We start from the raw sequence: 20,954 nt of genomic DNA, 5'->3' as shown, positions 1-20,954 counted from the left end.
CGCAAATGATTCAGCCTTCCTGAACCACTGGGAAGGCTTTTTCTTTTCTCGAGAGGTAAGCGTACATGGCTATGCCGCCAACGAGCAGAATACCTGCGACGAGCGCGAACAACGTGGCTCCTCCGAAATGAATCAAGAGCAGACTTCCGAGGTATGGCCCGCACGTCCGAGAGATGTCCCAGTGAGTACCCGTGATGGCAAAATAGCGTCCGCGCATCGCAGGGGGTGCGATCCTGGTGACGAACGTCAACAGCTGTGTGATGCCGATGCTTTCACCAATGACCCAAACGAGCTGCAGGGCAATCAGAGCGGGGAGAGAATCGAGAAAGGCAAACCCGAGCGCAACGATCAGAAAGCAGCCGTACGAGCCGCTGATGAGCAGGCGTGCAGGAAGCTTTTGCGTCCACTTGACCAGCCAGAATTCCAGGATGATGAGCATGATGCCTTTTATCGAGACGAGTGTCGCCAAAGCTTGCAGGTAATCAGGAATCTGCTGCTTGAAATGCAGCTGCAGGTTCGTTTCGGTCTGCGCGTAAAACAGACTGATCGGCAGCGATAGAAGCATGATGGCGAGAGCGGGACGGTAGGTCTGAAGGGAGCCTTTTGCATACGTTTCTGCTGTGCTGCTCTCCAAGGAAGTGGCACTTGAGGCATGCGGGACTTTCCACCAGACCGCTGCGGCATACAAAAGCAGGGAGATGGCAGTGAAGAGAAAGGCCAGTGCCGGATCGTACTGGTAAATGAGCACGCCTGCCAGAGGGCCCAATGCGGCTCCGATGCTTCCCGCGGTGTTGAGGAGGGCAAATGCGCCCGCCATTTGACCGTCCGTGATGGAATCTGCGAGGTGGGCACGACTGGCAGGGATGAATAGGGATCGACCTGCCCCGCTCAGCATGTACAGCAGGGCAAAGGCTGCCATGGTGTCAGCCCAGGCCATTGCGAGCATCGCCAATCCTTGCATGAGCAAAGAGACGAGCATGACAGTCTTGCGCGGAAATCGATCCGTCACACCCCCGGCAAACAGCGTCAGCAAAATTTCCGAAAAGGGTGCAAGTCCGATGATCAGCATGGTCCAGGTAATGGAGCTGCCAATGTGCTCGCTCAGATACAGGACTAAAAACGGAGCAATCATCGCGCTGGATGTAGAGGTCAGCGTTTCGCCGAACAGCCTGACCCACAGGATGGGCGGATACGCGGCAACGAGTCGGGAAAGGGAATGAGGCATGAGATTCATGGGTGGCTTCCTTTCTGTTTGGAGTGGTTGAATGTTGTTTCGTCAAATTTTACGCTGGCAGGACGGTAAGAAAAAGCGTACGATTATGCCTACAGGAATTTCATGTTTTTGATTGATGAATCGGTGGTGGTTTCTTTGCAGCTGGTAGAACAATACGTGCGTTTATATACGGGGTGCCAGGACATGACGCAGGGGGCACCCGTTGATATATCACTGGCAGAAGTCGCCGAGCTTTTGTATTGCACGCATCGCAACGCGACGTTGACGCTGAAGAAGATGCAAAATCAGAGCTGGCTGCGCTGGAAGCCGGGGCGGGGCAGAGGAAATCGTTCTGTGCTCACATGCCTCCTCGATCCTTCGGAGCTGGTTTTTACGGTTGCCAAGGAACTCGTACAAAAAGGAGACGTCCAGGCCTCCAGGCAATTGATCAGTCACTATCAGCTCACGTGGCCGCAGCTGGAAGCGAACTATTCGCGCTGGATGAGCAGTCAGTTTGGCTTGAGGGTTTCCCGGGAAAAAGGAAATGAGAAGAGAGTGGATACGCTCCGTTTTTTTGTGGATCATCCCTTTCAAAGCCTCGATCCGATTCGCGTGCTGCTGCGTTCGCAAACGCATTTGGTCAAGCAGCTTTTTGATACGCTCGTTCGATTTGATCCCGCCACGAGAACGATCGTCGGCCAGCTTGCGTTTTACTGGGAGTCAGACGAGCAAGGGAAAGAGTGGACCCTGTATCTGCGGAAGGGTGTCCTGTTTCATCACGGACATCAGTTGACGGCGGAAGATGTGTGCTATTCCTTGCGCCGCTTGATGGCAAGCCCCTCGAGACACCGCTGGCTGGCTCGTTCCATCCTATCCGTTCAGTCTGTCGATGAGCACATTGTTCGGATTGCCTTGCAAACGTCTAACCGCTTGTTCCTTCATGCCTTGAGCAAGGAGTACGCTTCCATCGTCCCGAGAGACTATGTGGAGGAGATGGGGGAAGACTTCGCCAAATGGCCGGTGGGAACCGGACCATTCAAGCTTTCTCGCAATGATGAATCGATGGTGGTTCTCGAAGCGTTTCAGCCCTATTTTGCCGGTCGCCCGTATCTCGATCGGGTCGAGCTGTGGTGTGTGCCGGAGATGCGGGAGGAAGAAGCGGAGGCAGACCAGGTGAAGCTGCTGCAGTCCGTAACCGGAGCAGGAATGGGACCAGCCGCAAATGGCCGGGAAAGAAGAGGGTTTTTCCGTCGTGAACAAAGCTTTCAGTACGTCAGTCTGAATGGGTCCAAGCCAGGGCCCTTGCAGGATCCATCCTTTCGCTCGACCGTCGCATCCATCCTTTCGGGTGAGAGGCTGCGCGCGGATCTGAAGGGACCGAGACAGCCTGCCTGTGCGTGGGGCGAGGTCGTTCCGTTTTTGCCTGAGCAAGAGGCGCAGCTCTCTCTGCCAGCGGTCACCTCCAGTGGCTATGCAGGGGAAAAGCTGCTGCTGTATACGTATCCCGACGAGGATCATAAGGAAGATGCGCATTGGATTCAAAAGAGCTGCGCCCGTTGCGGAATTGCCGTGGAAATCGTCTATGCCGAGCCGGAAGAGCTGGCGCAGCCGGATCTGCTTCAAGCGGCAGATATGATCGTGGACAGTGCGAATGTGGATGAGCGCTTGGAATTGTCCCTGCAGGAATTTGTCTGCGCGGAAGCATTGAGCATCCGGCATCATCTGGATGAGAGGGGATTAAAAGAGGTGGAGAAGCATTTGAACAGCTTGCTAGAGGCGAATGCCCCGAAAGATCGAGAGAAAGCAATGACCCATATACTAGCCTGCCTGCAAGAGCGACGCACCTTTGTCCCTCTGTACTCCAACCGAATCGAGATCGAAGCCCATCCTCATTTATCCGGCATTTCCCTTGATGCGTACGGGTGGGTTGACTTTTCTCGGGTGTTTGTCCGGGCATAGCTGAAAATTTGTCACATTTTAGTGTGAAACCGCTTTCCTTTTTCAACGTATAATTAGGTAAAGAGATTTTTCATGTAAAAGAATATTGATCCGTTCAAACGAGATCGCTCATTCTTGAGCAAGCATTCATAGAGAAGCGTTTCTTGCCCGTTCAGGAAATGGTAGAGGAGGAAGTACGTTGTTCACCAAAACAGAGAAGGACAAACATATTTTGTTTGCTTCCATTCGATTGATGATATGTGTCGGACATGCCGACGGATATATTGGAAACAAGGAAGTGAACCGGATTCATGAAATGGTGAATTCCGAGCATTTTACCTTGAAGGAACGGCAAATCCTGATGGACGACATGGACTACCCGAAGCGACCTGAGGTCATTGTCGAGGACATGATCGACATGACACAGACGGAAAAGCTGATCATGATGCGAAAGCTGTACCATATGGCATTGATCGATCGCAAGCTGTCTCCCAAGGAATCGCAGGAAATTGCCCGCATCGCCTGCTTGATGGGAATTTCGGAGGAGAAACAGGCACAGGTGGAAGAGTGGATCATCGACGGTATCCGATGGCGCGAGCGCTGGAATGATATCGTGGCAGATTAGAAAGGACCCCATTCACATTGGGGTCCTTTCGCCTTTTTTGGTACAATAAGGAGAATGCTAGCAAATGAGGAGGACACGATATGCTGCGAATCTTGATTACGAATGACGACGGTATCGATGCGTTGGGGATTAAACGGCTGACAGAAGCGCTGCTCCATCTGGAGGATGCGGAGATTTACGTCGTAGCGCCCCAAGAGGAAAAGAGTGGAGTCGGGCACGGGGTTACCTTTCGCAGCGCATTGGAACCGCAAAAACACGATTTCTACGGTCTTCCTGTCAAGGCTTGGGCCATCAATGGGAATCCCGCTGACTGCGTGAAGGCGGCGTACCACTTGCTCTTTGAAGAGGGTCAAAAGCCGGATATCGTCTTTTCCGGCATCAATGTGGGCACGAATCTGGGACGTGACATTTATTATTCGGGCACCTGCAGCGGAGCACGCGAGGCGGTCATTCTCGGCGTTCCTGGGATTGCCCTTTCCTACGATAACTGGTTTGATCAGGAGAATTACGGCGAGGTGGTCGAAATGATCCAGCCGTTAGTCAAAGAATTTACGGAGAAGGCAAAAAGCGGCCAGCTCCCGCAGCAGGTATTCTGGAACGTGAACATCCCGCACCTGCCGTTGGACGAGGTGAAAGGCGTTGCGCCTGCATCGCTTTCCCTGGACCATTACATCGATAAATACAGCCCAGAAGGAGGCGGCTATCTCCTCATGCGTGAATATCCGGAAGGCTTGCCGCTCTCGGAACCACTCGATTACGATCTGTTGAAAAACGGCTATATGGCGATCACCCCCGTGCATATTGATGCGACGGACCGCACTCTTCTGGGGCAAATGGAGGAATGGTCCTTTGTAAAATCATCCAGGAAACGTGAGGGATGAACAGATGGCGGAAGCGTACGAGCCACAGATCGATCCTGATTTGACTCTGGCATCACCTGACGAAAGCACGCAAGGGGAGTGCCTCGACCCCGTACGGTTTCATGATCTGTACAAGCTGGCGGGAGAAGAGGGCCTTCCTTATTTCGCCCGCTTGAATGCGCAAGGCGTGGCAGAGCTGTTCCTCGTGTTTGAATCGGTGGATGCCTTCACTGAGCAGACACGCGATGCAGTCTCGATTGAATTCAAGACGTACCAGAACAAGCTGCTCGCCGTGATCTGGACGTTATCGGATCCGCTGCAGCCGTTAGGATTTCCGCTCAGCTTTGACATCAGAGAAGCACAAGAGCGGGGGATGGCACAAAGCATGCTGCGGCAAGCAAGTACCCCCCTGCATTACTTGGCCTATGAAGAAGGAAGCCTCACGCATATCTTCAGCGAGTCTATCACGTTTTCAAAGGAAGAAATCGAACGGGCCAATGGGATGATCCAAGCTCTGTTCGATGGAACCCAGGGAGAACTGCCTCTTGAGTCAGAAGTGAGGGAAGAGGAGACGGAGACGATCAGTGCCCTCTCGCTACCCAAGCCCGTCCTGATGGAGGAGGGGATCGCTTATGTTCTTGACTATCGTCGCATGCTGGAGTCGATGGGCGAGGAGGAAGCCCAGCATCTGCTCATGCGGACGGTGCAGCAAGCAGTCTGGGTCATGAAGCGCCATTCCCGAAGCGAAGTGAGGGATTCGACCTTCACGGTATGGGCTGCCGAGCAGGGAGAGCGTCTGTCGCTGGTGGTGACGCCGCTATTCTCTCACCTGTTCGAAGTGATTCATATGTCGGAGGACGAGGCAAATCCGTTTACCCGCTTTCTGATGACTTTGCCTTCGTTCCTGCACACCGCAGATGTGAGTCCCGTGCAGATTGGCGCCTATCCCTTTTTGCGATATGAAAAAGGACGTCTCTATCACTTGGAGCTGGATGAACGAATGCAGCAGCACTTGTCCGAGCTGCATCAGGAAGCGTTTTCAGGTGATATCAACCCCTACTGTTAAATGTTGCAACCTTGTGAAAACGAATTTTCATAGGAATTTTTTTCACTTCGATGAAATATGGGTAAATAAGTCATTTTTCAACAAAGGATACGACAAGGAAGATTCCGAAGTAGGTAGGACAGACAATCTGCTGGGGAGAGGTGACAACGATGTACGCTGTTCAACCAGATGTACTACAATACGTTTCCGATTGCGCTCACCGTTTTCAAGGGGAGATCGAGCAACTGGCCGAGAGTCATGCACTGACCATAGAGGGCGGATTGCCTGCCCTGGAGCTGCAAGTGCAACCGCAATTTCAGGCGTTACTGGAGTATAGGCTTTGGGGAGAATCGGGAGTCGTAGCGATTCACGGCAAGCTGCAAATGCGAAATGAAACCTTTTCTGCCAAGGATTCCTTATCCATCATGATGAAATTTTCCCTTTCCCACGATCCGAACATGGATATCGAGGCCAAAAAGCAACGCATCGAAGAAATTCTCTATGGAGAAGTTGATTTGTTTTGGAACATTCCGCCCGCAGGACATATCGGTCACATCGAACTGACCATCCGCTTTTCCTATCAGCCTGGCTCCGGGAGATTGAGTGACTTTGTGCGAAGTGTTCTGGGCATCGTAACGGGTAAGATGCTGGCTGCGTAAGAACCGAGTAAGAAGGGAAGGCTCTCCGTTGAGGAGGGCTTTTTTTATTTCAGGTCGGCCCGACAGTTCCATGATGGAAGGGAGATGTGTTCGGACATGAGATTATTCGTAGCTTTGGACATTCCACAAAACGCTGCTACTTACATGGCCGATGTCCAGCAAAGACTAAAGCAGGACGTGAGCGCGGATCGTTGGCAACCTTTACATAATCTTCATCTGACCTTGCATTTTCTGGGGGAAGTGCAGGATTCGCTGGTCCCTGCCATTTGCGAAGACATGGATATCGTCAGTGCGATCATCAAGCCGTTTTCCTTGCGGGTCGGGAGCTTTGGCGCGTTTCCCCACGCACAGCGCCCGCGCGTGCTTTGGCTCGGACTGCGAGGCCAAGTCAATCCGCTCAAGCAGCTTCATCTATTACTCGGCAAACGCTTCGACTTGCATGACGGTCTCGCGTACGACCGAAAGCAATACCGGCCTCATATAACGCTCGCGCGCGGCCCTCACAGCCAAGCGGGAGGGCTGCCTCTGCTGGATTGGAACGAACGCTACCTAGCGATCGAGCCGCCTCAGTGGCAGGCAAAGCACGTCCATCTGTATCGATCGGAGCTGAAGCCGGAGGGCGCTGTCCATTCCATCATCCACACAAGCACGTTTGATAAAGAACACAGCAAAAAACAAGCGGTGCTTGAATAGACTGGAAAGAGGAATACAGGGAGACCTTCCAGAAAGCGGTGGAAAACGGATGGGTGAGTTCACGACCGGCATTCTTTATCCACGCAAATACGAACCGAAAGTACTGATTGCCTTGTCCAAGTCATCACAGCCGCACTTCCACAGGAACGTAAACGGCGACTGGAACGCTTTTTTCTTGCAGGATGAGTGGATCGAAACATCGAAAACCCTGCAATTTCTGCTGCAGCTGTCCAAGCAATTTGTGCCGCTGCTCTGGTTTCACGACGCCGAGGATAACGGATGGGGCTTTCGGTTGTTTGATGCTGGCTATGAGGTGTCTTCAGGGACGATCAGCTACTCGCTGGACGTCGAGATGGCGGAAGAGGAATTTAGCCGGCTTTATCCAGAGATCGACCTGCAGGAAGGAATCGGGGAAAGTGAAGAGATACGGCAAAAATATGAGGACATTTTGGATCGGGTCGTGCGTTCGGAGCTGTATCGGCGAGAGGTAGGAAAAGGAATCACCAGGATCAAGCCCCAGTCTTTTAACCGGATTGCAGGTCCAAAGCAAGTGCAGCAGCTGCGCTCGCTGTTTGACCTGCAGCTGTTGACCGATGTGGACGAAGAGACAGGGGCCTCGCTCTTGTACGATTCGGTTGATCTGTTCAAGGAAATCTTGGGCATTGAGGAAATGGTATGGGTGAACTACGCCTATTTGGCAAGCGGCGGAAGAGAGTAGAAAAAAGAGGAGGCTATGTGGATTCATCCCATATCCGTCCTCTTTTTTGTGTGCGTTGTTTAGGTTCCAGCCCCGCGGACAAAATCGCCTTGCACGATCTGAGCCTGATCTGCAAAGCGGATGCGAATCGAGTGCGCCCCCAGAAGATCCGAGGAATCCGATACCTGCATGTGCAGATGAGGCTCCCTGGAATTGCCGGAGTTGCCGCATTGACCGATGACTTGTCCCCGCTCGACATGCACGCCTGGCTTCACCGTGACCGATCCGTGCTTCAAGTGGGCCAGCAGGCTGTATTCCCCATTGCCGTGATCGATCTCCACGAAATTGCCGGCGGCATACTCTTCATTGTAGCTACCCGGTTCATTGTCCCAAATGGATCCGGACACCTTGAGTACCGTCCCGGAAGCGGGAGCGAGGATCGGCATTCCAAAGGCGTAGTAGCTGTCGTTGCGCTTGGGGTCACCGCTGTAGGTCCGCCCGTTTCGCATGACCAGAAAATCAAACGCATAGCGCTGGCTCGGGTAGGCGTAGTGATAATTGACCAGCTCGTTTGTACCGCCCCAATAGGTAAACCATTCTCCTCGAAAAGGCAAGTGATACGTTCCTTTGGTGAAAGTTTCATCCGTCTTGGGAAAGGAAGACAAATGAGCGAGACGCAAACCCAAAATGGTCCCGTCACGATCGATGGCCGTCGAAAGCCCATTCTGTCCACTTTCATCCAACCAGACAAACCGAAGCGTATTGTTCCAGGGGACGATGGAGGCAGGATGGGGCTGGTATCCCGTTACTCCTTGATGAAATTCTGCGGAAAACGTACCGAACTCCTCCAGGCTTAATTGCTCGCGGAAAGAGCCGCTGCAAGCCTCATAGATGGCTTGGTACTTTCCGGCTAGAAAAGCGGCAGGGATCCACTTTGCCTGATTCAGTCGTTGATGATGTTCCATAACGATCACACCCCATTCGTATTAGATAGTACGGCTGAAAAGGGGAGAGGGTTTCTGAAAAGGGAATGGTAATTGCCCTGCCCAGTATTGTGGTCGATTTGCCAGCGGCCTATGTCCGACCCAGAAAAACGAAAACCCAGTGACCAAATCGGTACTGGGTTTTTGCTGCGTTTATTTCTTTTTCCATTGCCCGAAAATTTCATCGACATCCAGCAGCATGATCAGCTTGTCATTCAAGCGTGCAATCCCCTGCAGGTACTTTCCTTCCACACCAGCAATGATTGGTGGGGCTGCCTCAATCAGGTTCTGTGGAATGCTCATGACTTCCGATACGGCATCCACGATGATTCCGACATTCAGCCCTTCCAGCTGCAGATCAACGAACCGCGTGTCATCTGTTTCTGCGACCGGCTCAAGACCGAACATGCTGCGAAGATTGATAATAGGCAGGATGCGCCCGCGCAAATCGACGACTCCTTCCACATAGGGAGGGGATTTCGGGAATCGGGTGACAGGCAGTGGCTTGATAATTTCTCGGACCAAGGAAATGGAGAGCCCGTAGTACTCATTTCCCATTTTAAACAGGATCGATTGCGAAGTGGCACCCTCTGCTTCCCAATCCGTCCCGTGATTTCGCTTCGTCAGTTCCATGAATGGGTTCCTCCCCAAACTAGCTTCGATAGAGTACATGTACCCATATTGTACCATGGACAAACCTCTCCCGTGAGAAATTTTCCCCTCACGATTGTTTTCAACGAAAAAGCCATACTAGAAAAGAACAAAAAAGACTGACAAGCCGCAGCGTGTCAGTCTGCTTGGGAGTCCTTTACGGATCCTGCAGTTCGCTCAGGGATATCCCTTGTTCCAACGCAAATTCGAAGTCATCCACATCATAAAATTGAACGGGCACGATATATTCCAAAATCCGATCCTGATAATCCGGCTGGTCTGTGATCAGCGGGACCTCAAATCGCATGGATGTGAGCAGCAGCTGTGTCTCGACTGGATCGAATATTTCTCCCCACATAGCGTTGTCCTCCACCTTGATGATGGTCAAGGTAACGCCATTCGGAAAGGTAAACGGCACTTTGGACCACGGTGCGATCAGACCTTTTTCCAGCCGCTTGCGATTAAACGGATCCTGGAAGAACTGACTCATTTCCTGCATGATCTTGCGCACGTATTGATCGTCGCCAGAGTAGGGCATGATAGGTTCTGGGCTTTGGATGAACTCGTCCAATTCATAGATTGTCGATGCGGGTATCAGATATTCTACCGGTTGCGATGGGGACATCAGTTCCCCGTAGATTGCCAACATGATCGCCTCGGTAACGAATTGTTTCGACATTTCGACAACCCTCCTCCTTACCATCATACTGAATTACGAGAAGGACAACAAGCCTTTGGCAGGGGCGGAAGGGTTTGTTTTGGAGGAGATTTCCATGTTCGATTCAGCGTTCTTCTCATCCTTGCTGGTCATCATTACGATCAATATCGTGCTCAGCGGCGACAATGCGGTAGTGATTGCGATCGCCTGCCGGAAGCTGGCTTTTGCACAGCGGAAAAAAGCGATCCTCTGGGGAACCTTTCTCGCCGTCATTGTGCGCGTGATCGCGACCGTGCTGGCTGTTTACCTGCTAAAGATCCCGTATTTGTATCTGGTGGGCGGCCTCGTATTGCTCTGGATCAGCTACAAACTGTTGAAGGAAGAGGATGAAGACAATCAGATCGAATCCAGTGATGACATGGTGCAAGCTGTCAAAACGATCGTGGTGGCGGACGTCATGATGGGGCTGGACAATGTCCTCGCCATCGCAGGGGCAGCGAACGGCAATATCGTGCTGATCGTGCTCGGTCTCATCATCAGTATCCCGCTCATGGTTTTTGGGAGCCAGCTGATCCTCAAAGCGATGGAGCGGTATACCTGGCTCGTCTATCTGGGCTCTGCTGTCCTGGCATGGGCAGCGGCGAATATGATCACCAATGAAGAGGTAATCGCGGACTGGCTCTTGAAGTGGGCAGGTCTTGAAACGGTGATCAAGCTTATCCTCGTGGCGCTCGTGCTCGTGCTCGGCTATTGGCAGCGCAGCCGTCACGATCAAGCTCATGCGGAGTAAGGATGCGATAAAGGAGCAGGAAAAGCTGGGACGCCGCTGGGACTGACCCCCGTCCGTAGGACAGGGATCAAAACACCTTAGCCATTTAAGTAGCCAGTTGCCGAAATTGAATCGGTGACTGGTTGTTTAGTTTCGTTTGAATGCGAATTGAGTTATAGTAATGAATGTAGTTTTGGACAATCTGTACAACGATGGCCGTCGTCGTACAGATAAAATTATCGAGATAGAACGTTTCAGACTTTAGTGTGGAATGAAACGACTCGATGGGGGCATTATCAGCGGGCGTACCCTTACGGGACATGCTCATGGTAATGCCTTTTCCCTTTACTGCTGCTTGATACGCCTGAGACGTATACACGCTGCCCTGATCGCTATGAAGCATCATTCCAGGTTGGTCTGGCAGTTGATATAGCGTATCGAGGACTAACGATGTGTCTTGCTTGTCAGAAATACTGTATGCCACAATCTCACCGTTGTACAAGTCCATGATGCTCGATAAATATAAAAGTTTACTTCCGTAAGGTAAATAAGTAATGTCGGTCACTAATTTCTGCATTGGGGCACTTGCTTGAAATTGTCGCAGCAGGAGATGATCTGCTACATAAGAAGGTTGACCTGTTGTCTTGCGTTTCTTCACCTTCACTCGGCATTGTAGTTGTTCACGCTGCATGATACGTTGTACTCGTTTATGATTAATAGACATCTCAGCTCGCATCAGAGCTGTAATCTTTCTATACCCATAACGGAACTTATGTTGAATACATAATTGCCGAATCTTTCCCACAACGAGATCCTCGTTTCTTTTCCCGTATGCAGCTTTCCAACGGTAGTAGGTAGAACGAGGGATACCAAGCCACGCGCAAGCTTGGCTCACACTTACTTGCCCACGAATGGACTCCATCCAAGGAACGATTACTTCTGGTGACACCTCCTTTCCCACTCCTCTAACTTTTTTAGAACGTCCAGTTGTTGTTTTAGAAAACGATTCTCTGCTTTGACCTGTTCCAGTTCAGAATCGTACATCGGCCCTCTTCCAAAACTGTATTGCTTTCCTACAGGTTGCTGAAGACGATGAACGTCTCCACTACGATACCAGCGCATCCACTGTTGAATTTGGGTCTTATTTTTTATATTTAGTTCTTGCATGATCTGCTTTTTGGTGACGCCTGCAAGACGCATTTCAATTGCTTTCATTTTAATTTCTACGGGATAACTAACTCTTGTTGCCAACGCAAAAACACCTCCAAGGTTGTCCCCATATCTTACGACATGGTTGTTTTCTCTTGAAGGTGTTTTGATTTGTCTCACATTACGGGGTCAGTCCCCCTCGCCCCAGCTTCTTTTGTTTATCGTATTACAATGTTTTCACGATGGTGATGCTCATCCATTCTTTTTCGTACAAGTTTATTTCATAAGGAGAGGCGACGGCCGATCCATCAGGCTCCTGCAGGATCCGTACAGTCGGTCGGTTGACCGCCAATGAATTTACGTTGGACACGACTCCCACATGTCCCGTGCTGAGCTGAACGGTAGAGGCCACGGGATAGATTGCCACATGCTGCAAAAACACCTTTAGGAGGTCCAGATCAAAGAAGGAATTGCCAGTAGCAAACAAATACTCGGTCGCATCGCTTGGCGAATAGCTGCTGCGAAAAGGACGGGGTGAGACCAGTGCGTCGTAGACATCAGCAATCGCTACGATGCGCGCGTACTCGTGGATGTTCTTGTCTGTGAGCTGACGGGGATAGCCGGAGCCATCATAGCGTTCATGGTGCTGCAGGGCGCAGTGAGCGGAGACGACCGAGATGTTGTGCTGACTGCGTAAAATGTTGAAGCCGTCCTCCGTGTGATACTGAACTCGCTTGCGCTCCTCTTCGCTTAGCTCCGTTTTGCGATTCCACAGCTCTTTGGGCACTTGAGTCATCCCGATGTCAAACAGGAGAGCGCCGATCCCGAGCTCCATCAGCTGCTGCTGGTTGTACCCTTTGGCGAGCCCGACGACTCCGGCCAATACCGCTACATTCACAGCGTGGTGAAAAAAATATCCATCCAGCACATGCAGATTGGAGAGGTTTACGAGCACATCCCTCCGTCTGCTCAAATCGGTGATGATCTCCCGGAATACCTTTTGAAAGGTTGATCCAAAGTCAGGCAGGGAAGTGCGCCGCTTGACCTGTGGTTGGTCCATCAAGGTCGTCATGGTCTTGTAGACCGCATCTACGGCGTCCTTTCGAGTCTCATCGCGAATCACGTCTTCCGGGATGATATCCTCGGTATGCTTGTCTTGAATGTACAGGGTGTCGATACCCAATTGAACAAGCCGATCGATATATCGCGAAGACAGTTCTACACCCATGCCCAGTAGAACATTCCCGTTTTCGAGGAAAACACTTTTCGCAATGACATCGCCCGGCTTAACCGAGGAAATATGCAATTTTCTCACGACGAAAGTCCCAGTCCTTTTCTCGTTGAAATGTAAATCGTCCTGATTTTCTGGTAATTCTGTTAGCACCAATATAGCATAAGAAAAGGAGCGAGACTACTGCTTATCCTATTAATGTTCGGCTGCACGATCGGAGCGGGTAAACCAGCGGAACGGATTCAGGGACCAGCGCGGCTCGTGGCGAGCGTACCGTTCCTTGCGACGAGTCAGGCGCTGCTGCATCAGATCCATTTCAAAGGTGACCCGACGAATTTCCAGACGCAGGGATTCCTGCATCTCTTCTATGTCCGTAATCTTTTGCAGAATGGTCGATTGCATGTTACCTAGACTGGTCAGTTGAGTTAGCTCATTTTGAAACTGAACGAGGGCATCTTGCACGCTGCGTTCCATTTCGCGCACTCCAGGATCCAGCTTGTTTGCGGAGGCAAGGGTTACGGCCGTCTCCTCGACGGAGGATAGCTCGTCCGACAGGAGCATTTCTTCGGGAATGCGACCCTCATCGATGAGCTGCCGCTGAATTTCGCGCAGGGAGCTGTTCCCGCTATCTTTCCGTTCCTTCACTTCTTTCAATACGGTAAAGCCATTTTCACTGATCAAATAGTGACCCTGCGGATTTTTCAGTCGTTCATTTGCGGGTACGAACAAGTCCAGCCAGTTGCGCAAAGTACGAACATGCACGTCAAGGCGATCAGCTACCTCTTTCGAAGCCATCCAAACTTGTACATCCATCCCGAATCACTCCTTTTTTCCCCTCGGTATTCCCGGTGGAGTCATTATAGCACCATTTTTTACCGGGAAAGAGAGAATCGACAAAGGTTCTAAAAACTAGTGAGAATTCGTCTGTTTTGGACAGTTTCGCGTATTTTGTCAAATCGGGGAAGGCACTCATAATGACCGGGACAGGCGCGTACAATGGAAGGGACCTATCCACTCATGATGAGGAGAGGACCGCTTGATGTCTCCAGTCTTTTGGATTATCTTGCTTTCCGCCGCGGCAGCCAGCAGCGTTGGCGGACTGCTGCTGTGCTTGCGCGCTTGGTCGGAGGAAGCCTTGTTTGCCATGATCAGCGCGGGGGCAGGACTGCTTTTGGCGATTACGCTGCTGGATTTGATGCCGCATGTTCTGGCTGAGGAAAACCATAGGATGATGCCATTTGTCCTCGTAGGGTTCGCGGTTCTGTTTGCCATTGAGATGATCGGAAAAGCGGGAGGGGAGCTGGGTTCGACAGGTGTGATCGGTGTCCTGACAGGATTTTTGCTGCACGCCTTTGTCGAAGGGGTATCCCTGACTGCAAGCCTTCGCATGGATACCGAAGTAGGCTTGTCGGTTTTGCTTGCCATGCTGCTCCACAAGATTCCGGATGGCGTGACAGTCGCCTCTTTGCTCCTCGCAGCCACTCGTTCCCGGCGAAAAGCGTTCTGGGGCGCTACGTCACTGGGAATCGCCACGATTGTCGGGGCATGCAGCATGGGGGCAGTCGAGCGAATGTTCCCGCCTTCTTGGTCGCCCGTGATGCTCGCGATGACGACGGGTATTTTTCTGTATGTGTCCGCCAGCCATCTCGTCCCGTACATTCAGCATGCGAGACGCTCGCAGCTCGGTGCGTACTTCTTTGGGGCAATCCTGGTGTACATGCTGCTGAATGCCTATTTGTCCAGCACTCATTCCCATGCATAAACTGCCTTTTCTTTTGCCAGTCTAAGACAAGATGACACCACAAGAGTAAAGAGTAAGCAAAGAAAGGCGCGTGGACACCATGGAGCACACACAAGGACAAGAGCATTTGGAAGAATCCGTACAAGGTCAGGCTGAATTCCCGGAAACAGGGACGTCTCTCAACCCGATGGAGGAGTTGTGGTGGAAGGCTTCGACACAATCCTTCCTCGGCGGCGAATAGAGCGTCGGAAAAACCCCTTTTCATTCTCTCGTAACCGAGGACAAGATCGGTTATAATGTGGGATATGTTGGAAAGGGGCCGATGCATGCTATGAATCCATTGCTGGAAGGCAAAAACATCGTAATCATGGGAGTGGCTAACCATCGCAGCATTGCTTGGGGAATCGCCCAATCACTTCACAAGGCAGGTGCCAATCTGATCTTTACCTACCAGGGAGAGCGTCTGCGTGAAAACGTCGCCGAGCTGTCTGCAAAGCTGGGCAAGGAATCTCTCCTGGTCAATTGTGACGTCACGAAAGATGAAGAGGTGGAAGCGGCATTTGCCGTGATTCGGGAACAGGTCGGCGTCATCCATGGACTGGCTCACTGCATCGCTTTTGCCAAGACCGAGGAATTGGAAGGGGAGTACGTCAATACGTCCCGGGATGGGTACGCATTGGCGCAGGACATCAGTGCTTACTCGCTGGTAGCCGTGGCCAGAGCCGCACGTCCGCTGATGACAGAGGGTGGCAGCATCGTAACGATGACGTATCTGGGCGGTGAGCGCGCGGTTCCCAATTACAACGTCATGGGCGTAGCGAAAGCTGCACTGGATGCATCTGTACGCTATCTGGCAAACGATCTGGGCAAAGAGAATATCCGGGTCAACGCCATCTCAGCAGGACCGATACGGACACTCGCCGCAAAAGGAATTCGGAATTTTAACGCTGTTCTGAAAGAGATTGAAGAAAAAGCACCGTTGCGCCGTACCATCGATCAATCCGAAGTGGGGGATACGGCACTGTTCCTGTTCAGCCACCTGTCCCGTGGAATTACGGGTGAAATTCTGCATGTGGATGCAGGCTACAGCATCATGGGCGGTTAATCCTTCATACATGCATAACAGGCTCGCCTTTCGCGCACACTGTACCTAAATGTGTGGAAGGGAGCCTGTTTCTTATGTTTCCATTGATTACGAATATGGAAGAATTTTTGATTTATATGGGTGGCGGCTTCCAGTACCTACCTGCCCATTTCGGCGACGAAGCGGGAGACCCTGGTCTTTCTGCCGAAACGCTCGCGGGGAATTCCGATGCACAAGCTATGGCGGGCCCGGGTAATCGCGACGTATAGGAGTCTGCGTTCTTCTTCGAGAGCGGCACTGCCCCCTTTTCGCAGCTCGTCCAGCGTGTATTCATGAGGCAGAGCGCCTTCGACCAAATCCGGCAAAAAGACGTGGTCATATTCCAAGCCTTTTGCCCGATGGATGCTTAAAACATGAACAGCTTCATCCGGGAGTGGCCGCTGTGTGCGCCACTCTTTTTCGCGTACTGCCATCTGCTCGATGTACTGGAGGAAGTCGGTAACCGTCACATGCCTTTTCGCGGCAGCCAGGATCTGCTGCAGCTCGTCGCTCCAGCGATCTTTTCCGTCCTCGCGATTCTTTGCCCGCTTTTTTAAATACTCACGGAGCTTGCCGTCCTCAAAAATCAGCTCCAATGCCTGGGCTGGCGAGCATTCGCGGCAGGAAGCGAGGATGTCCTTCACTGCCTGCAAATGCTTGCGCTGATAGGGCTTGAGCTGCGTCATTTGCGGCAGGACGTGCAGGATGGGCAGATCCTCTAAAATCGCTTGGCTGCGCAAGGCGTTCCACATCTCATGAGAAATGTAGAGAGTGGGCAAGATTTCCTTGAGTGAATCGGTATCATCCGGATTCAACGCAAGGCGCAGATAGGCAAGGGTCCAGCGTACCGTTTGCCGCTGATAAAAGGAGTCTTCCTCCTGCGTGTAGTGAAAGGGAATGCCTGCTTCGCTCAGACGCTCCAGGATAGGCCGCGCCGATTCATTTGTGCGATACAGGATCGCGCACTCCCCCAGCACGGCGCCCTGCTCGCGGCGGTGCATGATTTCATCGACGATGCGCGAGGCTTGTTCTTCCTCGTCCTCCGCTTCGAACAAGTACGTGTCGCCTTCTTCCCGGTGAAAGGATCGGCATTCTTTTTCCCAGCGTTCCCGGTTGTGGCCGATCAATGAATAGCCAAGACTGACGATCGAGGAGTGGGAGCGATAATTGACCTCCAGCGTAATCGTTTGGGCATTGGGAAAATCTTTGGTAAAGCCCAGTATGTACTGTGGATCACTGCCGCGAAATCCGTAGATCGACTGATCGTCGTCACCGATGACACACAGATTGTTCTGGGGAGAAGCGAGCAGCTTGACTGTCTCGTATTGAATCCGGTTGATATCCTGAAACTCGTCGATCATCACGTGGGTGATTCGCTCCTGATAGCGACCCAGAAGGCTTGGATCATCACGCAGCATTTCATAGCAGCCGATCAGCATGTCGTCAAAGTCGAACCAATTATGCTTTTTCTTGGCTTGTTCGTAGAGCGGGTACAGCTGCTGTGCCTGGCGTTCGGTATCGCTCACAGGCTCACGATACGCGGCATCATGCGGGAGGATGTATTCGTTTTTCCAGCGGCTGACGACGCCGAATGCATCCAGCGCTTCGTTCTCTTTCAGGGAGAGCAGATCGTCATGGCCGAGCAGAGCGCCTGTTTCCCGCAGAAGACGCCACTTTTGCCATTCTTTTTTGAGAAGGCGCTGTTGGTCCCACTGAGCAGGCTGGTGATGCAAGAGCATGCGATAAAAAATGCTGTGAAAGGTGCCGGCCACGAGCTCACGCGCTTGGCTGGGCAGCAGCTGCCGGGCAATGCGCTGGCGAATTTCCTCCGCTGCCTTGGTCGTAAAGGTGACGACCATGATCTTTTTCGGCTCCACGCCGAGATCCTGAATCAAGTGAGCGGTTCGCGCGGTCATCACGCGCGTCTTGCCGCTGCCAGCGCCAGCCAGGATCAGCAGAGGACCGTCTGTTGTGTGGACGGCGAGCTGTTGTCCGGGGTGCAGGACTTCATTGCGCTTTTGTTCAGCGAGGTGCTGAATGCTCTTTTTGGGCGTCAGCCTTTTCCGGAAGATGGGTGGTTTCGGAGCAGGCGGCGGTACTGCAGCATTGCTTCCGATAGACCGTTTTTTAGGCAGACGAAAGGAACCGATCATCTCGGTTTCTTCCGCGTCTTCAGCGGTAGGCTTGTCCTCCAAAACGAGAGCCACCGCTGCCGCCGCTTCTTCCTGAGCTTGCTGCCATTCAGGAGGGAGAGAGTCCTCTTGCTCGGTCGCCGGACAAGCTACTCCCTCTGGATGGGCGAAATACGGTTCAAAGGAGATCCCGGCAATCAGGCGCAAGGGCGATGCGCAGGCTGGACAGCGTACCTGATCCTGCCTTGCTGCCATTCGCCAAAACGGTATGCGATTGTAGGTCTCGGGTTGCAGCAGGATGGGCTTGTTGTCGAGAAAGGCATGTTTCATCAGGACACCTCAGGTTGATAGTAAGAATGAAAGAAGAAGTGCCCCCTGGCCGCAGGGGACACTTGCCAACTTGTTGTGTCGTTAGGATTGGGCGTGCAAGAGCACGGTATCTTCGGGTAGGGAGGCAGGATCCTCTTCGCCCACGTAGGAGATTCCTACCCGGGTGATGCGGTGATTCTCCAGCTCGCTGATGGTGAACAGATAGCCCTGATACATGACGGCTTTTCCATTCCCGACTTCCTCGTTTAATTGGCTGTAGAGCCAGCCAGCGATGGTGTCGACTTCATCCGACACCACTTCAATCGTAATGTAGTCGTTCAGCTCTGTCAAAAGCGTTTTTCCGGAAACAGAGAGCGCGTTGCCCGCACTTTCCTCGATCTCAGGTCGTTCGTTTTCATCAAATTCGTCTTTGATGTCTCCCACGATTTCTTCGAGGATGTCTTCCATCGTCAGTATGCCAGCCGTTCCCCCGTATTCATCGATCACGATGGCCAGTTGGGAACGCCGCTTCTGCATCAGCCGCAGTACATGGCTGATTTCCATGGACTCCGGCACAGTCAGCAGCGGGCGCAAAAAGTCTTTCAGTTCTGCTCTGCCAGTAGTCAGTGCGGAGAGGTAAAAGTCTGTGGTATGGACAAATCCGATCAACCGGTCTTTATCCTCGTGCGCGACTGGAAAGCGGGAATGGCGAGAATCTCTCATGATTACCAAATTTTCCTCAAAGGTGTTGTCGTCGTACAGACAAATCATATCGATACGTGGAATCATGATTTCACGGGCAAGTCGTTCTGAAAACTCGAATACGTTGTCGACCAGAGCGAGCTCTGTCTGATCAATGTGGCCGCTCTTGTGGCTCTGCGTGACGAGCAGGCGAATCTCTTCTTCCGTGTGAGCAGACTCGTTTTCCGAGGCGGGCTCGATGCCGAGGCGTCGAATGAAGAGATTGGCAGCGCCATTGAGCAGCCAGATGAGCGGGTAGCTGAGTTTGTAAAAAAACATCAGCGGACCAGCAGTCCATAGTGAGGTTGCTTCCGCTTTTTGAATGGCCAGCGACTTGGGTGCCAGCTCTCCCAAGACAATGTGGAGGAACGTGATGATCGCAAAGGCGATGGCCAGAGAGATCGGGCCCTCCAAATAGTGAGGTAAATGGAAAAATGCCATCATGGGTTCGACATAATGGGCGATTGCAGGCTCGCCAACCCAGCCTAGTCCGAGCGATGCCAGCGTAATTCCAAGCTGGCAGGCGGACAGATAGGCGTCCAGCTGCTGGGTGACCTTTTGCGCGTAGCGGGCGCTTTTCAGATTGCCCTCGCTGACGAGCTGGGTCAAACGGGTTTGGCGGACTTTGACTAACGAGAATTCTGCTGCGACGAAGAAACCGTTTAAAAAGACCAAAAACAGCACGAGCAGCAGATTCAGCGTAAGCTCCCCTATCGGACTCTCCAAGCACACCTCCTGCCTCCCGCTGTGCGAAAGGAGGAGAATTCACCTCCGTCTGAATGAGAATGGTACTTCCAATGTACGATGAAAGCCATACAAACATTCGTATCTTCCTTGTTACAGGATAGTATACCAATAGGTCAACCGAACAGTCAAAACGTTCCGACCTCGCCCAGCGCATTCGAGGAGCTGGGTGGACATACCCGTCTGATCTGATTCATAAACATAAACGAGCATGGTCCGAAGGGAGGGGAGTGGCATGTACTGGCTGACAAAACTAGCCGCCTTACTGATTGGCAGCATGCTGGTGGCAGTAGGGGTCAATCTATTCCTGGTCCCTCATCAGCTGATGGATGGAGGTATGATCGGAATCGGTCTCCTCGCCACCTATTACATGAAATGGCCTCCGGGGCTCGTGATGATGCTCGTCAGCATTCCCGTCTACATCGTGGTGTTTTTTCTCGATCGGAGGCTATTTTTTCACAGCTTTCACGGGATGCTCATCTCTTCCTTTTTTATAGATGTCTTTTCGCTGATGCGGGACTGGAACCACTGGTCGACTGCCACATCCTCCATTACCGGCGGTGTTTTGATCGGGATGGGCATCGGGCTCATGCTCGCCTACGAGACGAATACGGGAGGGACAGATCTCTTGGCCCAATTCCTTGCTCGCCGATTCAACCTGCGAGTCGCTTTGCTGATTCTATTGATTGACGGCTTGATCGTCGCCTGTTCGCTCCAAGCAATCGGGGGAGAGCGGACGGTCTTCTCGCTGCTCACCATTATTGCGGTCGCGGCAACCACGCATATGTTTAGCGGCCTCGGACGTCCAAAGCCGCCCTATACCATCTTGGGGAAAATAAGCACACCCCACGCCATCGAGCGCGTCGCGTTCAGTCCAGTTTACGCGACGAATCGTCATGTCCAAAAAGCAGTTTCGCTTGACGGAGCAAGAGAGGGGGAAGGGAAGCGGGAATTTATGGAGAAAATAAATAGGAAAAGAATGAAATGAGGGAC

General features: G+C 52.2%; 21 protein-coding genes. 12 read left to right on the top strand and 9 right to left on the bottom strand.

What is annotated here, in order from left to right; translation table 11 throughout:
- Positions 1-10: 10 nt before the first annotated feature.
- Entirely contained in the window at positions 11-1,234 is a 1,224-nt protein-coding gene (locus JNE38_RS21010; protein WP_203353106.1) for an MDR family MFS transporter, read from the bottom strand.
- Between the two features lie 108 nt (positions 1,235-1,342).
- Between JNE38_RS21010 and JNE38_RS21005 the strand changes: the two genes are divergently transcribed.
- The 7 genes from JNE38_RS21005 to JNE38_RS20975 all read left to right on the top strand — a co-directional run bounded on the left by JNE38_RS21005 (position 1,343) and on the right by JNE38_RS20975 (position 7,751).
- Complete coding sequence (locus JNE38_RS21005; RefSeq protein WP_238933401.1) at positions 1,343-3,172, top strand: SgrR family transcriptional regulator; 1,830 nt, start codon at positions 1,343-1,345, stop codon at positions 3,170-3,172.
- Positions 3,173-3,350: 178 nt separating this feature from the next.
- A complete protein-coding gene (locus tag JNE38_RS21000; protein ID WP_203353105.1) occupies positions 3,351-3,776 on the top strand; it encodes a tellurite resistance TerB family protein in 426 nt (141 codons plus the stop codon).
- A gap of 80 nt (positions 3,777-3,856) precedes the next feature.
- Positions 3,857-4,657: a 5'/3'-nucleotidase SurE gene (surE, locus tag JNE38_RS20995; protein ID WP_203353104.1), complete on the top strand. Its 801-nt coding sequence runs from the start codon at positions 3,857-3,859 to the stop codon at positions 4,655-4,657.
- A 4-nt stretch (positions 4,658-4,661) separates the two neighbouring features.
- Positions 4,662-5,702 carry a hypothetical protein gene (locus JNE38_RS20990; protein ID WP_203353103.1) on the top strand — a complete coding sequence of 347 codons (1,041 nt, stop codon included), beginning with the start codon at positions 4,662-4,664 and terminating at the stop codon, positions 5,700-5,702.
- Positions 5,703-5,851: 149 nt separating this feature from the next.
- A complete protein-coding gene (locus tag JNE38_RS20985) occupies positions 5,852-6,340 on the top strand; it encodes a hypothetical protein (RefSeq protein ID WP_203353102.1) in 489 nt (162 codons plus the stop codon).
- Between the two features lie 96 nt (positions 6,341-6,436).
- Entirely contained in the window at positions 6,437-7,033 is a 597-nt protein-coding gene (gene thpR, locus JNE38_RS20980) for an RNA 2',3'-cyclic phosphodiesterase (RefSeq protein ID WP_203353101.1), read from the top strand.
- 49 nt (positions 7,034-7,082) lie between these two features.
- The gene (locus tag JNE38_RS20975) at positions 7,083-7,751 is read left to right on the top strand and encodes a hypothetical protein (protein ID WP_203353100.1); all 669 of its coding nucleotides are present in this window, start codon (positions 7,083-7,085) and stop codon (positions 7,749-7,751) included.
- A gap of 59 nt (positions 7,752-7,810) precedes the next feature.
- On the opposite strand, the gene JNE38_RS20970 is transcribed toward JNE38_RS20975, so the two are convergent.
- The 3 genes from JNE38_RS20970 to JNE38_RS20960 form a co-directional block, all read right to left on the bottom strand.
- A complete protein-coding gene (locus tag JNE38_RS20970; RefSeq protein ID WP_203353099.1) occupies positions 7,811-8,695 on the bottom strand; it encodes a M23 family metallopeptidase in 885 nt (294 codons plus the stop codon).
- 171 nt (positions 8,696-8,866) lie between these two features.
- Entirely contained in the window at positions 8,867-9,346 is a 480-nt protein-coding gene (locus tag JNE38_RS20965) for a chemotaxis protein CheW (protein WP_203353098.1), read from the bottom strand.
- 175 nt (positions 9,347-9,521) lie between these two features.
- Positions 9,522-10,043, bottom strand: coding sequence for an ADP-heptose synthase (locus JNE38_RS20960; protein ID WP_203353097.1), 522 nt, complete (start codon positions 10,041-10,043; stop codon positions 9,522-9,524).
- Between the two features lie 94 nt (positions 10,044-10,137).
- Between JNE38_RS20960 and JNE38_RS20955 the strand changes: the two genes are divergently transcribed.
- Positions 10,138-10,812 carry a TerC family protein gene (locus JNE38_RS20955; RefSeq protein ID WP_203353096.1) on the top strand — a complete coding sequence of 225 codons (675 nt, stop codon included), beginning with the start codon at positions 10,138-10,140 and terminating at the stop codon, positions 10,810-10,812.
- 85 nt (positions 10,813-10,897) lie between these two features.
- Here JNE38_RS20955 and JNE38_RS20950 read toward each other — a convergent pair.
- The 3 genes from JNE38_RS20950 to JNE38_RS20940 all read right to left on the bottom strand — a co-directional run bounded on the left by JNE38_RS20950 (position 10,898) and on the right by JNE38_RS20940 (position 13,984).
- Positions 10,898-12,042, bottom strand: a protein-coding gene (locus JNE38_RS20950) for an IS3 family transposase (RefSeq protein WP_203357668.1) whose coding sequence is annotated in 2 segments (ribosomal slippage) — positions 10,898-11,754 and positions 11,754-12,042 — 1,146 coding nt in all. Because the reading frame shifts where the segments join, the coding sequence is not laid out codon by codon here.
- A gap of 124 nt (positions 12,043-12,166) precedes the next feature.
- Entirely contained in the window at positions 12,167-13,255 is a 1,089-nt protein-coding gene (locus JNE38_RS20945; protein WP_203353095.1) for an HD-GYP domain-containing protein, read from the bottom strand.
- A gap of 111 nt (positions 13,256-13,366) precedes the next feature.
- Positions 13,367-13,984, bottom strand: a complete 618-nt coding sequence (locus JNE38_RS20940; RefSeq protein WP_203353094.1) for a MerR family transcriptional regulator — start codon at positions 13,982-13,984, stop codon at positions 13,367-13,369.
- A gap of 226 nt (positions 13,985-14,210) precedes the next feature.
- Here JNE38_RS20940 and JNE38_RS20935 point away from each other — a divergent pair, with 226 nt between their 5' ends.
- The 3 genes from JNE38_RS20935 to fabI all read left to right on the top strand — a co-directional run bounded on the left by JNE38_RS20935 (position 14,211) and on the right by fabI (position 16,017).
- Positions 14,211-14,933 (top strand): ZIP family metal transporter, encoded by a 723-nt coding sequence (locus JNE38_RS20935; protein ID WP_238933400.1) that lies wholly within the window; start codon positions 14,211-14,213, stop codon positions 14,931-14,933.
- A 79-nt stretch (positions 14,934-15,012) separates the two neighbouring features.
- A complete protein-coding gene (locus JNE38_RS20930) occupies positions 15,013-15,153 on the top strand; it encodes a hypothetical protein (RefSeq protein WP_203353092.1) in 141 nt (46 codons plus the stop codon).
- Positions 15,154-15,243: 90 nt separating this feature from the next.
- A complete protein-coding gene (fabI, locus tag JNE38_RS20925) occupies positions 15,244-16,017 on the top strand; it encodes an enoyl-ACP reductase FabI (protein WP_203353091.1) in 774 nt (257 codons plus the stop codon).
- Between the two features lie 137 nt (positions 16,018-16,154).
- Here fabI and JNE38_RS20920 read toward each other — a convergent pair whose 3' ends face one another.
- Together JNE38_RS20920 and JNE38_RS20915 are read right to left on the bottom strand one after the other, a co-directional pair.
- Positions 16,155-18,497, bottom strand: a complete 2,343-nt coding sequence (locus JNE38_RS20920; RefSeq protein ID WP_203353090.1) for a UvrD-helicase domain-containing protein — start codon at positions 18,495-18,497, stop codon at positions 16,155-16,157.
- An 81-nt stretch (positions 18,498-18,578) separates the two neighbouring features.
- On the bottom strand, positions 18,579-19,949 hold the full coding sequence (locus JNE38_RS20915; RefSeq protein WP_203353089.1) for a hemolysin family protein: 1,371 nt from the start codon (positions 19,947-19,949) through the stop codon (positions 18,579-18,581).
- A gap of 247 nt (positions 19,950-20,196) precedes the next feature.
- Here JNE38_RS20915 and JNE38_RS20910 point away from each other — a divergent pair, with 247 nt between their 5' ends.
- Positions 20,197-20,949, top strand: a complete 753-nt coding sequence (locus JNE38_RS20910; RefSeq protein WP_203353088.1) for a YitT family protein — start codon at positions 20,197-20,199, stop codon at positions 20,947-20,949.
- The last annotated feature ends 5 nt before the right edge of the window (positions 20,950-20,954 follow it).

This window comes from Brevibacillus choshinensis, from assembly GCF_016811915.1.
GTDB lineage: Bacteria > Bacillota > Bacilli > Brevibacillales > Brevibacillaceae > Brevibacillus > Brevibacillus choshinensis_A.
This window is presented reverse-complemented; position numbering and strand designations above follow the sequence as displayed.